Consider the following 13,306-nt stretch of genomic DNA (forward strand, 5'->3'; position numbering starts at 1 on the left):
ATCGTGCTCGGTTGTGCTTGCATGAGGCCACCTGAAGGTGAAAATCATTCTCAATTAGTAGTCAGTCCGAGGCGCCCGGCGCAACCCCCGGCCGGGTGCTCGAAGCAGCGGGGGAGACGTCTCGCGGCGTGGTCCGCGACGTGAAAGGACAACCATCTCCGTGGAGCTTGACGACCTTGTGCAGAGTCTCGAGAGCGCCGGCGTCCGCCTCTGGGTGGACGGTGGCGAGCTGCGGTTCCGGGCCCCGCGAGGGGTTTTCGGTCAGGATCTGAAGGATCAGGTGCGGCTTCACCGGCAGGCCCTGGTCCAGCGTCTCGATGGCGCGCCCGGGCTGCCCCGGGCCGTGCCCGACCCGCAGGGAGCGCACCGGCCCTTCCCCCTGACGGAGGTGCAGGCTGCGTATCTCACCGGCCGTAGCGCCGCCTACGAGTACGGAGGGGTCGCCTGCCATGCATATGTCGAGGTCAGGTATGCGGACCTGGAGCCGGAGGCGGTCCGGAGGGCCTGGACGGAGCTGGTTCGTCGTCACGGGGCGTTGCGAACTGTGGTGCACCCAGACGGAACTCAGCATGTCCTGGAGCAGGTGCCGGAACTCCCGGTCGGGGAGGACGACCTGCGCGGCCAGGCCTCCGAGGTCGTCGAGCAGGCGGTGGTGCGCACCCGTGCGCGCCTTCAGGCCCGAGACGTCCCACCGGACCGCTGGCCCCTGATCGACCTGCACCTCACCCGGGGTGACGGTCAGACGGTGCTGCATCTGGGCATCGAGCTGCTGGCGGCCGACTACGCCGGCGTGCAGCAGTTGCTTGCCGAGTCCGACCAGCTCCTCTCCGGGCGGCAGCAGGAGGTGCCGGTTCCGGAGCTCACTTTCCGCGACTACGTCACTGCCCGCCGGGCGATCTCGGAAACCGCCCACTTCCAGCGCGACCGCGCCTACTGGCGCAAGCGCGCCGAAACCCTGCCGGGTGCGCCGGAGCTTCCCCTGGCCGCCGCAAACGCACGGGCCTCCCAGTCCGTGACCACCTTCAGCCGCTACGAACGCCCGGTCGAGGCCGCCCACCTGGAGGCCCTGGAGCGCCGGGCCCGAGAGCGCGACCTCAGCCTCTCGTCGGTCCTGATGACGGCCTACGCGCTGACCATCGCCCGCTGGAGCCGCAATCGTGCGTTCACGCTCACCGTGCCCACCTTCGGCCGGCTGCCGCTGCATCCCGATGTGACGCGGCTGGTCGGCGACTTCACCACGATCGAGCTGCTCGAGGTCGACCTCACCGCGCGCCGGAGCATCACCGAGCACGCCCGGGCCGTTGCCGGTCGGCTGCTCGAAGACCTGGACCATGCCCTGTTCCCCGGAACCGAGGTGGCGGCCGAGGTCGCCCGTCGCACCGGCCGGCGGCCGCTGCTACCGGTCGTGTTCACCAGCACCCTCGACCTGCCGGCGGGGCCGGTCGCACCCAGCACCGGCAAGGTGGCCTACGTCTCGACCCGCACACCGCAGGTCTGGATCGACTGCCAGACCGTACGGCGTGACGATGCCCTGGTCCTGTCCTGGGATGTGCGCGACGGTGTGCTGGCCGAAGGGGTTGCGCCGGAGGCGTTCGAGGCGTTCGCCGACCTGGTGATGGAACTGGCCGAGGACGACGCAGCCTGGGAGGCGCACGGCCCGGGTCTGCCCGCGGCGCAGACGGCTCGCCGGGCCGAGGTCAACGCCACGCAGGCGCCCGTGCCCGAAGGGCTCCTGCACGAGGGTTTTCTCGCCCAGGCCCGCCGCACTCCCGATGCGATCGCGATCGACGGGCCCACCGGCGTCCTCACTTATGCGCAACTGAACGAGCGCGCCGGTGCCGTGGCAGCGGCCCTGACCGGAGTGGCTGCCGGCGAGCCCGTCGCGGTGTACCTGGACAAGGGCGCCGACCAGATCGTCGGCGTACTAGGGGTTCTGCTGGCGGGTGCGGCCTATCTTCCGGTGGAGACCAGCCAGCCCGCCGCCCGGCGCACGGTCGTGCTGGACAGTGCTCAGGTCGCCACCGTGGTCACGTCTTCCGCTCTGGCCGTGCATGCCGATCCCAGCGGTTCGCGGCGCCTCGTGGTCGTCGACGAACTCGACCTGGTCGCCTCCCGGCCGGGACGCCCGGCCCAGCCGGAAGATCTGGCCTACGTCATCTACACCTCGGGGTCGACCGGAGTGCCCAAGGGCGTGATGATCAGCCACCGGGCCGCCCTGAACACCCTGCAGGACGTGGCCGACCGGATCGGCCTGGGGCCGGACGACGTGGTACTCGGCCTGGCCGGGCTGGGTTTCGACCTGTCCGTGTTCGACGTCTTCGCCACCCTGGGAAGGGGCGGCACCCTGGTCCTGCCCGATCCGCAGCGTCGCGGAGACCCGTCGCACTGGGCCGAACTGGCGGTCAGTCATCGAGTCTCGGTCTGGAACTCGGTGCCCGGCCAGCTGCAGATGCTGATCGACTACCTGCGCACCGACCCGGGTGCGGTTCCGGCCTCGTTGCGGGTGGCGCTGCTGAGCGGAGACTGGATCCCGGTCACCCTGCCCGACGCCGCCCGCGCCCTGATGCCCGAACTTCAGGTGATCAGCATGGGGGGCGCCACCGAGGCCGCGGTCTGGTCGATCTGGCACACCATCGACGGGGTGGATCCGGACCGGCCGAGCATCCCGTACGGAAAGCCGCTGGCCAACCAGAGCTTCCAGGTGCTCGACGCAGATCTGGAACCGGTGCCCGACTGGTGTCCGGGCGAGCTGTTCATCGGCGGCCTGGGGGTGGCCATGGGCTACCTGGGCGATGCCGAGAAGACGGCCGAACGGTTCATCGTTCACCCGGTCAGTGGCGAGCGGCTCTACCGCACCGGCGACCTGGGGCGCTACCGGCCCGACGGCGAGATCGAATTCCTGGGCCGCGAGGACACCCAGGTCAAGATCCGCGGCTACCGCATCGAACTGGCCGAGGTCGAGGCGGCGATCCTGGCCGATCCGGCGGTGGGGGCAGCGGCCGCAGTGGTCGACACCGAACCTTCGGGGGCACGGACCCTCGTCGGCGTGATCGAGCCAGCGGTCCTCGAGCCGGGCACGGTCGACCCTTGGCGCGCTGAGTGGGAAGACATTGTGGGCAAGGCCAGATCGGCGTCCGCCCGGGTCCAGCAGGCAATGGATCTGAGCGCGTTCGCGGCCTTTCGAGAGGCGCTGGGACAGGCATCGGTCGTGGCGATGACCAGGTTGCTGCGCGAGCGCGGTGCGGTGCCCGCGAAGGGGGCTACGCCGGACGAGATCTGTGCGGCGCTGGGGGCCACCGCTCTGACTGCACCGGTGGTCCGGCGATGGCTGCCGGCCCTGCAAGAGGCCGGAGTACTGGAGGCGGCCGAAAACGGTCGGTGGCGGTTCACGGACACCGCCCCGGAAGACGCCCTTGAGAGCCTCAAGCACGTCGCAGCAGCCGTGGAGCACGGCGCCGATCTGGCCCGCATCGTGACCATCGGCATCGAGAACCTCGGTGGCCTCGTCGACGGGACCACCGACGTCCGTGAACTGTTCTTCCCCGGCGCCCGGCCGGAACTGATGCTCGGCGCCTACCGCGACAACCTGGCCGTCGCCCACCTGCACGAAGCCCTCGGGGCCGCCCTGGGCGAGGTGGCCGAGCGCCGCCCGCAGCCGCTGCGCGTGCTGGAGGTGGGCGGGGGCATCGCCGGAACCACCTCCAAGCTGGTACCTGCCCTGGCCGGCCATCGGCCCGACTACCTCTTCACCGACCCGGCGGCCTTCTTCGTCGCCGAGACCAGCGACCGCTTCCCCGAACAGCCCTGGGTCCGCACCGCCCGTCTCGACCTGCGCGAGGACCCGGCGCCCCAGGGGCTGGGAGCGAACAGCGTGGACGTGGTGGTGGCCGGTAACCACCTGCACGCTCTGCCCGACATCGATGCGGCCCTGCGCCACGTGCACAGCGTCCTCGGACCCGGTGGCTGGATCGCCGTGATCGAGCAGACCCACGACGACGATCCGGCCCTCCTGGTCTCCACCGAGTTCCTCGAGGCCGCCGCCGGCCCGGTGCACGATGCCCGGGCCGTCGACGGGCGGGCGTTCCTCAGCGACACGCAGTGGCAGCAGGCCCTTCACGCGGCCGGATTCATTGTCCGAGGCGAACTTCCGGGTCCGGACGAGCCACTGGCCGCCACCGGCCAGCGCCTGATCCTGGCCCAGGCCAAGACCACCCGGGCGGTGGTGGAACCGCAGGAGCTCACCCGCCGGGCCTCCGAACTGCTGCCCGGCTACATGGTGCCCAGCCGCTGGGTGGTCCTCGACCGGATGCCGTTGTCCAGCAACGGCAAGGTCGACCGCACCGCCCTGGCCGCAGTCGTTGCCACCACTGCGGCCACCGCCGGTTCAGGCGGCGCCGGAGGCACCCCTCAGGGCGCACTGGAACGTCAGCTGTCCGAGCTGTGGGCCGAACTGCTGGGCGTGGAACAGGTCGGCCGCGACGACGACTTCTTCGCGCTCGGCGGAGACTCCCTGCTCGTGGCCCGCCTGGTCGCACTTCTGCGCGAGCGGGTGCCGGGGGTCGTCACCGCGGAGTGGGAGGTGGTGCTGCGCGAGATGTTGCGCCGTCCCACCATTGCCGCGCTGGCCGGTTACCTGCGCGGTCTTTCGGGAACCAGAACTGACAACGAGGGCCAGGCCACAGCGCCCAAGCGCACCAATGCGGTGATCCCGTTGCACGGAGACCCGCACGGCAACGGCCCGCTGACCGTGCTGGTGCACGCCGGCACCGGCACCGTCATGCCCTACCGGGCCCTGATCACCGAGATCCGGCGCCGCTCGGCCGGAACCGGGCACGTGGTCGGCGTGGAGGTGCCGCACCTGCCGGACTTCCTCCAGGCCGAACCGGAGGGCCTGATCGAGGAGGTCTCGGCCCGCTACGTGAAGGAGCTCCTGCCCCTGGCTCGCGGGCCGGTGCACGTGATCGGTTACTGCCTGGGCGGTCTGATCGCCACCGAGATCGCCCGCGGGCTGGCCGAGGCCGGCGCCGACGTGGCCACCTTCACCGCGATCAGCAGTCACAGTCCCCGTTTCCGCCTGGACGACGAGCTGCTCAGCGAGTACTCGTTCGCGGTCATGATGGGCATCGATCCACAGGCCCTCGGGTTCCCGGCCGACGAACTGCGGGTGGCAGCCGCTGCCGATGCCGCTCTGGCTGCGGGCAACGGCGTGATCGAGAGCGGCGCGTTCACCCGGTTGGGAGACGACTTCACCGATGTGCGTGAGCGGTTCACCGCGCTGTCGGCGCTGCCCAAGGCGCAGCGGGTGGAGCGGCTGTGCGAGCTGGTGCCCGCCACGGCCGGGATGTACGAGCCCGAGCACATGGACCGGTTGCGGGAGACGTTCCGCCAAAGCGTCTTCGCCATCACCCGCTACCAGCCCGAGCCCTACGCGGGAGACATCACCTTCCTGCGCCACAGTGGCGCCTACCCCTTCCCGGGCAGTCGCGATGCGGTCACCCAGCACTGGTCCGAGCTGTGCCTGGGCGACCTGGACATCGTGGACGTGCCCGGAGACCACTTCACCTGCATCGACGTGGACCATGCGGCCGGTCTGCTGGACACCCTGGTGCGGATCACCGACGGGGCGGTGCTGCGATGAGGCCGATCGCGGTGCTCGGTGCCTCGGGTGAGGTCGGATCAGCCGCCGTCGAAGCGTTGCGGCGGCTCGGGCTCGGCCCAGTGCGGCTCGGAGCACGCAACCGTGCCCGTCTGCAGGCCGCCTTCCCCGGTGAGAATGACGTGGTTGCCGTGGATGTGACCGACGCGGCGGCACTGCGCGCCTTCGTACGGGGTTGTGCTGCGGTGCTCGACTGCACGGGTCCCAGTTACGAGTTGGGTGAGGCGGTACCGTCCGCAGCGCTGAGCGAGGGCGTGCCGTGCGTGGTGGTGACGGGGGAGCAACCGGTCTTTGACGCGCTGACCGGCGCCGGCGGTGTTTCGGGCGAGACGCCGGTCGTACTGTCCGCGGGCACTCTGCCCGGCCTGTCTGGTCTGCTGCCGCGGCTTTTGGGGCAGAACTATGGACGAGTCAGCGCGCCTTCGTCGGGATCGGTCACCTCTGGAACGTCCCCGGCGAGAACGGGCGCGAGTCTGGTCGTGCACACAGGCGGCCGGGAACGGGCCACCACCACCGTGGCCGCCGATCTGGTGCTCTCTCTCGGCACGGTGGCCGATGCCAACCTGTTCGGCGAGGCCGGGGCGGCCTGGCGCGAGGGGGCCCGGCGTTCCCGGGTTCTCGTGCCGGACGACGATGTGGAAGAACCCGGCTTCCCGGGCCGGGTCGCGGTCCAGCCCTTCCTCAGTCTCGAGTCCGAACGCGTGGCCGCTGACCTCGGGCTGCGCAGTCTGGATGCCTGGCACGTCCATCCCGGCCCGGCCGTCCGCTCGGTTCTGGCCACCCTGCCGGCCGCCCAGCAGGCGAACACCCCGATGGCCGAACTGACCGAGCGCATCCTGCGGGCGGCCGAGATCGACCTGACCGGCCGGGCCCCCTACTACCGCATGGTCCTCACGCTCACCGAGGCTGCCGGCGCCGAGAGGTCGGCCCTGGTCACCAGTCCGGACAGCTACCGGCTGACCGGAGCGGTAGGAGCCTGCACGGTGCAGCAGGTCCTGGAGGGGCAGGTGCCGCCCGGCGTGCACTTCGCCGACCGGGTCCTGGATCCCCAGAAGCTGGTGAAAGACCTGGCCACCGCCGATCCGGACACCCGGATCGACCTGGTGCAGGGTGGCGCCGAGGACGAGGAAGGAGCGCTGTGACCGGCGAACTCGCCGACGTGCCGAGAGTGGTCGTGGTAGGTGGTGGCTTCGGGCGGATCTACGCCGAAGCCGTGGCCGGGCGCCGGGGCTCCTACGAACTGGCCGGCGTGGCCGGAAAGGGCGGCGCTGCGTCCCGCGAACTGGCCGAGGCCCGCGGCGTGCCGTACTTCGATCTCTCTCGAAACCTGGACGACCTGCCGCTCGTGGCCGACATCGCCTGCGTGGCGGTCGGATCGGCCATCTCCGGCGGCCCGGGAACGGATCTGGCGCAACAGCTTCTGGGCCGCGGCCTGCACGTGCTGCAGGAGCACCCGCTGCACCCCGACGAGATCTTGGCCTGCGCCCGCACCGCCCGCCGGCACGGCGTGCAGCACCGGGTGAACCTGCACTACCGCCAGGTGCGGCCGGTACGGGTCTTCATCGAGGCCGCTCAACGGTTGATCGCTTGCAGCGAGCCGCTTTTCGTGGACGCGGCCGCGCCTGTGCACGTCCTGCACCCCTTGATCGATGTTCTGGCCGCAGCGCTGGGCGGGGTACGGCCGTGGAGCTGGAACGAACCAACTGGGGACGGGGTGCTCCGGTCGATCACGGGAACGCTGGCTGGGGTGCCGATCACCTTGCGGGTACAGAACCAGCTCGACCCGCTCGACCGGGACAACCACGCGCTGCTGTGGCACCGCATCGCCCTGGGGACCTCGGCCGGGGTGCTCACGCTGGCCGACACCCACGGCCCGGTGCTGTGGAGCCCGCGCTGGCACGCCGACCGCGATGAGCAGCACCGGCTGGTGCTGCGGGGAGACGGACGGCTGGACCAGGCCAGCACGACGGTCCTTCCCGGCAGCGAGGCCACGACCATGGCCGAGGCGATGGGGCAATGGTGGCCCGAAGCCGTGGCCCGGGCCCTGGACGGTCTGGTCGAGGCGGCCGCCGCTCAGGCCGACCCGCTGAAGCAGGCGCAGCTCGACCTCTCCACCGCCCGGATCTGGAACAACCTCACGTCGGTGCTCGGCCCGTCGGAACGGATCACCGCTTCTGCTCCGGTGATCATCCCGGTCCGCGACCTCACAACCGGGCACGAACCGGCCGGAGCGACGGTGCCGGAGGGGTACTCGCTGGAGGCTGAGTTCTACGACCTGGTGGCCGGGCAGCGCACCGACGCGGTCAGCAACGTGGTCGGGGCGCTGGCGGGCCTCACCGATCAGGACGGGCCGATCGTCGAGATCGGCGCCGGCACCGGACTGCTCACCGTCGCCGTGGCGAAGGCCTTCCCCAGGGCCAAAGTCATTGCGGCCGAGCCCGACCCGATCATGCGGGCGGTGCTGACCTCCAAGGTGGTCCGCGATCCGCACCTGCGCGACCGGGTCACCGTCACCGACGGCGCAGCCCCCGACCTGGAACTGCCGGAGCGGATCGGCGCCGCCGTGGTCTGCGGGGTGGCCGGGCACCTGAGCGCCGACGCGCGGCGGATCCTGTGGAAGCGGCTGTCGGAAAGACTCGCCCCGAATGCCCCACTGGTGGTCGAACTGCTGGCCCTCGGCCCTGACGCAAACTTCGGGCCTCTGCGACTGGGCGAGACGCGCATCGGCAGCGACGACGTCCATTGGTCGCTCTCGGTCGCCCCGCACCCCGACGGCACCGAAATGACCAGCGCCTGGGAAGTCTCGCGGTCCGGGGCCGTACATCGTTCCGCCGTCGCCCAGCACATCTGGCGGCCGGTCACCCTGGCCGACGTCGCGGCCGAGTCCGGCCTGGAGCTGCAGGTTCTCAACGCCGACGGCGCCGTCCCGCTCGGCGTCCTGCGCCCCGCATCCCTTCACCAGCACTAGAGGAGCCATGAGTACAGACCCCGAACCGCGGTGCCCGGTCACCGGCGCGACCCTGGCCGACTTCCCCTTCACCCGCGAACAGCCGTTCGCGCCGCCGGCGGCCTACCGCACGATGCGTGAGGACGACCCGCTGCCGCAGGTCCGGATCCCGACCGGCAAGACCCCGCATCTGCTCACCCGCTACGCGGACGTGCGGGCGGCCCTGGCCGATCCGGCGGTCAGCTCGGACGTGCGGATCCCGGCCTTCCCGGCCATGGGGGCGGGGGAGCAGGAGGCTGCGGCCAAGGCCCGGCCGTTCATCCGCACCGACCCGCCCGAGCACACCAAGATCCGCCGCATGCTGGTGGCCGAGTTCACCATGCGCCGCACCGAGGCCCTGCGGCCGAGGATCCGGGCCACCGCCGAACGCCGACTCGACCTGATGCAGCAGACCGGCGCCCCGGCCGACCTGGTCACCGACTACGCCAACGTGCTGTCCACCACCACCGTGCTCGAACTGTTCGGGGCCCCGGCCGACGACGTGGAGTTCTTCCGCGACGTCACCCGGGTCTCGGGCGGGCGCGACAGCACCGCCGAAGAGGTCAACGCGGCCTTGGGGCGGTTGTTCGGCATGCTCAACGCCCTGGTCGACGAGCGCATCGCAAAGCCCGGCGAGGATCTGATGTCGGCCCTGGTGCAGCGCTACCTGATGCCCGAGCTGATCACCCGCCAGGAACTGCTCTCCACCATCGGCATCACCATCGTGGCCGGGCGCGAGACCACCACCAGCATGATCACCCTGGGCGCGCTCTACCTGAGCCGGAACCCGCAGCTGCGCGACCGGGTGCTGGCCGATCCGAAGCTCTGGGCCCCGGTGATCGAGGAACTGCTGCGGGTGCTGAGCGTGGCCGACACCATCCCGCTGCGGGTGGCCCGCTCGAACGTCGGCCTGCCGGGCGGAACCGTTCCTGAGGGCGAAGGCATCATCGCGCTGCTCGCCGCGGCCAACCACGACCCGGCCGAGTTCCCCGACCCGGAACTCGTCGACCCGGAGCGTCCGCAGAAGCACCACCTGGCCTTCGGCCACGGGATCCACCAGTGCCTGGGACAGAACCTGGCCCGGGTCGAGCTGCACGAGGCCCTGGCCGCGCTGTTCGCCCGTATGCCGCACCTGCGTGAGGCCGACCCGGGCGCACCCCTGGACGTCAAGCCCGACTCCGCCACCTACGGCCTGGAATCGCTGCGGGTCGCCTGGTGAACCCCTGGCTGCGTCGCTACAAGCCGAAACCGGCGGCGGCCGTCCGGCTGGTCTGCTTCCCGCACGCCGGGGGCGGCCCGTCCTCCTTCCGGGCCTGGGACGCCCTGCTGCCGGACTCGGTGGAACTGCTGGCGGCCTGCTACCCGGGCCGTGAGGACCGGTTCGGCGAGCCGGCCGCCTCCGGCCTGGCCGAGATGGGCAAGGACCTGGCCGAGGCGCTGCGCCCGCTGCTGGACCGGCCGTGGATCGCGTTCGGCCACAGCATGGGCACGATGGTGGCCTACGAGACCGTCCGCCGGCTCCAGGACCAGGGCGCCCGCCTGCCTCTGTCGCTGCACGTCTCCGGGCGCCGATCGCCCGACCGAGGGCTGGGCGGCTCCGTGCACAGCTCCGACGAGGAGGGGCTGCGCGCCGAACTGGAACGTCTGGGCGGCACTCCGGCCGAGGTCCTCGACGACGAGATGCTGCGCTCGGCCGTGCTGGGCACGGTCCGCGACGACTACCGGCTGGTCGAGACCTACCGCCCGATCCCCGGCGCGCCGGTGCACTGCCCGATCCGCGTCCTGGGCGGGCGCGAAGACCCGGAACTGGCCGGGCCCAGCGAGGACGGCGCCTTCGGCTGGACCCGCTTCGGCACCGGCCGCGTGGTCACCCGGATGCTGCCGGGCGACCACTTCTACCTGGTGCCCCAGCGCCGGGCGGTGGTCTCGGACGTGCTGGCCGTGCTCGACCCCGCGCTGACCGGGGCCGGCCGCAGCTGGCCGGACACGCCGTGAGCGGCGAGGACGTCGGCGCCTACGCAGACATGGCCGAGTTCTACGAACTGGTCGCCGAGCAACAGGCCCGGCGCAGTGGCCCGCTGCTGCGCCAGGCCCTGTCCGGTTCGTCGGCAGTGGCCGGAACCCTGGTCGAAATCGGTTCCGGCACCGGACGCATCACCGAGATCATCGCCGACACCGTGCCCGCGGCCGACATTCTCGCGGTGGAGCCGGCACCCGGTATGCGGGCCGTACTGACCTCCCGGCTCACCGGCGACTTGCGCTCGCGGGTGACGGTCTCGACCGAAGCCGCCCCGGAGTTGGCGTTGCCCCGCCGGATCCGGGCGGCAGTGGTGTTCGGGGTGGCTGGTCATCTGGACGCCCGGGCCCGCACCCGGCTGTGGGGGCGGCTGGGGGAGCGTCTGGTTCCCGGCGGCGTGATCGTGGTGGAACTGATGGGCGTGCGCAGCAACCGGCCCCTGCCGGAGGTCTGCCAGTTGCGCTCGCACGTGGGCGATCTGACCTACGAGTGGTGGGTCGGCGGCACCCCTGAGCCGGACGGCGCGATGCGGTTCAGCTCCCGCTGGGTGGTGCGCGACCCGGCCGGAGCGGTGAAACGAGAGGTTCGCGGCGGCTACCGGTGGCACGCCGTGGGAGTCGAGGAACTGGCCCGGGAGTCCGGTCTGCAGGTCGAGCCGCTCGGCGGACGCACCGGCTCCGGCCTGCCCGAGGTCGCAGTGCTGCACGATCCGAGAAAGGTCCACTGATGTCCGAAACGCTGACCTCGCCGGCCCAGGCTCAGGCCTCGGAGGAGGAGGTGCTCGAGACGGCGGTGCGTATGGCCGCGGGTGGCCCGCTCGTCGTCTACCAGAACGGCCCGGTCACCCGGCACGCCGTGGGAGTCCGTGCCGAACTGAGGTTCTCGGCCCAGAGGCTGACGTCGTCGTGGGCGGCGCCGGTGAGCCGGCCGCAACTGAGCGACGTGGCCAGAGTGCTCGAGGCCTGCCCGTACCCGCAGTGGAGGGTCTTCGGCTGGGCCCGGTTCGAGCTCGCGCTGCACCGGGCCGGTCTGCAGACCGGGCTCGAGGGGGACGAGACCCTGCTGCACCTGATCGTGCCCGAGGTCGAACTGATCGCCGATCGACCGGACGAGCCGGAGGAGCCCAGCAGCCCGGTCAGCCCGGTCAGCCCGGATCTGCTGGCCGGTGCGGACACCTACCGTTCGGCCGTGGCGCAGGCGGTCGAGGAGATCCGGACCACCGCTCTGGACAAGGTGATTCTGTCCCGGGCCATCGAGCTGCCGCCCGGAATCGACCTGGTGGCAACATTTCGGCGGGGCCGCAGGGCGGTCGCGGCGGCGCGAAGCTTCCATCTCGATCTGGGCGGCTGGCAGGCCACCGGCTTCAGCCCGGAGACCGTGGTCGAGGTGGCGCCGGACGGTCAGGTCAGCACCCAGCCCCTGGCCGGCACCCGGGCCTTCGGGCTGGGGCCGGAGAAGGACGCGGCCAACCGCTCCGAGCTGCTCTCGGACCTGAAGGAGATCGCCGAGCACGCGACCAGCGTGCGGCTGGCGCTGGACGAGGCCGAGGCGATCTGCGAGGAGGGCAGCGTGCACGTGGGGGAGTTCATGCGGGTGCTGCCGCGCGGCGCGGTGCAGCACCTGGCCTCCCGGGTGAGAGGACGGCTGCGGCCCGGTTACGGCGCCTGGGACGCGTTCGGGGCGTTCTTCCCGGCGGTCACCGCCTCGGGCATTCCGAAGGTCGCGGCCTACCCGGCGATCCAGCGGCTGGAGAGCACCCCGCGGGGGTTGTACTCCGGGGCGGTGATCGTGGCCGATCACACCGGGGCGCTCGACGCGGCCCTGGTGCTGCGCAGTGTGTTCACCAATGAAGGACGGTCGTGGTTGCGTGCGGGGGCGGGTGTGGTGGGCGCTTCCCGGCCCGAGCGGGAACTGGAGGAGACGTGCGAAAAGCTCGCCAGCGTCGTCCCCCATCTGGTTCTCAGCCCGGCGCCTCGGCGCTGATCCCGGCGACGATCCAGTCCAGGCCGGTCTCGAAGACGACTTCACCGGAGAGCGTGAAGAACTCGGGTCCGATCCTGGTCGCGGTGGGATGAGCGGCCTCGTCCACCGTCTGCAGGCCGTCGACGAACGCCTGGGAACGCCCGGGCCGGCGGGCTGAGAGTTCGGCTGCGTCCTCGATGCTGATCCGGCTGAACGTCCAGCTCATCACCAGCGCGGTGCCCCGGGCGATGCGGGCGTCGTCCAGCCCGGCGTCGGCCAGGGCCGAGGCCAGGTACTCCAGCAGCCGGTAGGCCTGCGGACCGGACGGGCCGTTCTCGATCAGCCAGGTGGCCGTGCCGGGATGAGCACGCAGGACCGCGCGCTGGGCCTGGGCCCAGGCCCGGACACGTTCCTCCCACGGGGCGTCCGGGGCGGCCGACGGCCGGATCGAGGCGCCGATCCGGTCGGTGACCAGGCGCGCCAGGGTGGGCCGGTCGGTGATGTGCCGGTAGAGCGCCATCGGCGTGACCCCGAAACGCGCACCGACCGCCCGCATGGTGACGCCGGGCAGCCCGTCGGTGCGGCTGATCTCGAGCGCTGCCTGCACGATCGCGTCCTGGTTCAGGGTTCCCACCGGCACGAGAGTAGTGGCCCGAAGTACTTGATAACCGTTCTCATTACCGTG

8 protein-coding genes are annotated in these 13,306 nt (G+C 71.5%); 7 read left to right on the forward strand and 1 reads right to left on the reverse strand.

Translation table 11 applies throughout. From position 1 onward, the window contains the following. The first annotated feature begins 160 nt into the window (after positions 1–160). From LWF15_RS21175 to LWF15_RS21205, 7 genes are read left to right on the forward strand one after another with little or no spacing between them, the layout of a single operon-like run. Positions 161–5,638 (forward strand): non-ribosomal peptide synthetase, encoded by a 5,478-nt coding sequence (locus LWF15_RS21175; RefSeq protein WP_232812612.1) that lies wholly within the window; start codon positions 161–163, stop codon positions 5,636–5,638. Beyond that, positions 5,635–6,798: an SDR family oxidoreductase gene (locus LWF15_RS21180; RefSeq protein WP_232812613.1), complete on the forward strand. Its 1,164-nt coding sequence runs from the start codon at positions 5,635–5,637 to the stop codon at positions 6,796–6,798. Before LWF15_RS21175 ends, LWF15_RS21180 begins: the two co-directional genes overlap by 4 nt. Next, entirely contained in the window at positions 6,795–8,624 is a 1,830-nt protein-coding gene (locus LWF15_RS37720) for a Gfo/Idh/MocA family oxidoreductase (protein WP_232812614.1), read from the forward strand. The genes LWF15_RS21180 and LWF15_RS37720 overlap by 4 nt, the downstream gene beginning before the upstream one ends. Positions 8,625–8,631: 7 nt before the next feature. Further along, positions 8,632–9,861 (forward strand): cytochrome P450, encoded by a 1,230-nt coding sequence (locus LWF15_RS21190; protein ID WP_232812615.1) that lies wholly within the window; start codon positions 8,632–8,634, stop codon positions 9,859–9,861. Continuing rightward, positions 9,858–10,637 carry a thioesterase II family protein gene (locus LWF15_RS21195; RefSeq protein WP_232812616.1) on the forward strand — a complete coding sequence of 260 codons (780 nt, stop codon included), beginning with the start codon at positions 9,858–9,860 and terminating at the stop codon, positions 10,635–10,637. The genes LWF15_RS21190 and LWF15_RS21195 overlap by 4 nt, the downstream gene beginning before the upstream one ends. Beyond that, positions 10,634–11,386: a class I SAM-dependent methyltransferase gene (locus LWF15_RS21200; protein ID WP_232812617.1), complete on the forward strand. Its 753-nt coding sequence runs from the start codon at positions 10,634–10,636 to the stop codon at positions 11,384–11,386. The genes LWF15_RS21195 and LWF15_RS21200 overlap by 4 nt, the downstream gene beginning before the upstream one ends. Further along, the gene (locus tag LWF15_RS21205) at positions 11,386–12,642 is read left to right on the forward strand and encodes a salicylate synthase (RefSeq protein WP_232812618.1); all 1,257 of its coding nucleotides are present in this window, start codon (positions 11,386–11,388) and stop codon (positions 12,640–12,642) included. Before LWF15_RS21200 ends, LWF15_RS21205 begins: the two co-directional genes overlap by 1 nt. Here the strand turns inward: LWF15_RS21205 and LWF15_RS21210 are convergent. Then, a complete protein-coding gene (locus LWF15_RS21210; RefSeq protein ID WP_232812619.1) occupies positions 12,620–13,255 on the reverse strand; it encodes a TetR/AcrR family transcriptional regulator in 636 nt (211 codons plus the stop codon). The genes LWF15_RS21205 and LWF15_RS21210 overlap by 23 nt on opposite strands. Positions 13,256–13,306: the final 51 nt, after the last annotated feature.

Source organism: Kineosporia rhizophila (assembly GCF_021277265.1).
Lineage (GTDB): Bacteria > Actinomycetota > Actinomycetes > Actinomycetales > Kineosporiaceae > Kineosporia > Kineosporia rhizophila.

Bases quoted from the DNA above. Each gene is read 5' to 3' on its own strand.
- LWF15_RS21180 (WP_232812613.1), top strand. From the start codon at position 5,635: ATGAGGCCGATCGCGGTGCTCGGTGCCTCGGGTGAGGTCGGATCAGCC.
- LWF15_RS21190 (WP_232812615.1), top strand. From the start codon at position 8,632: ATGAGTACAGACCCCGAACCGCGGTGCCCGGTCACCGGCGCGACCCTG.
- LWF15_RS21205 (WP_232812618.1), top strand. From the start codon at position 11,386: ATGTCCGAAACGCTGACCTCGCCGGCCCAGGCTCAGGCCTCGGAGGAG.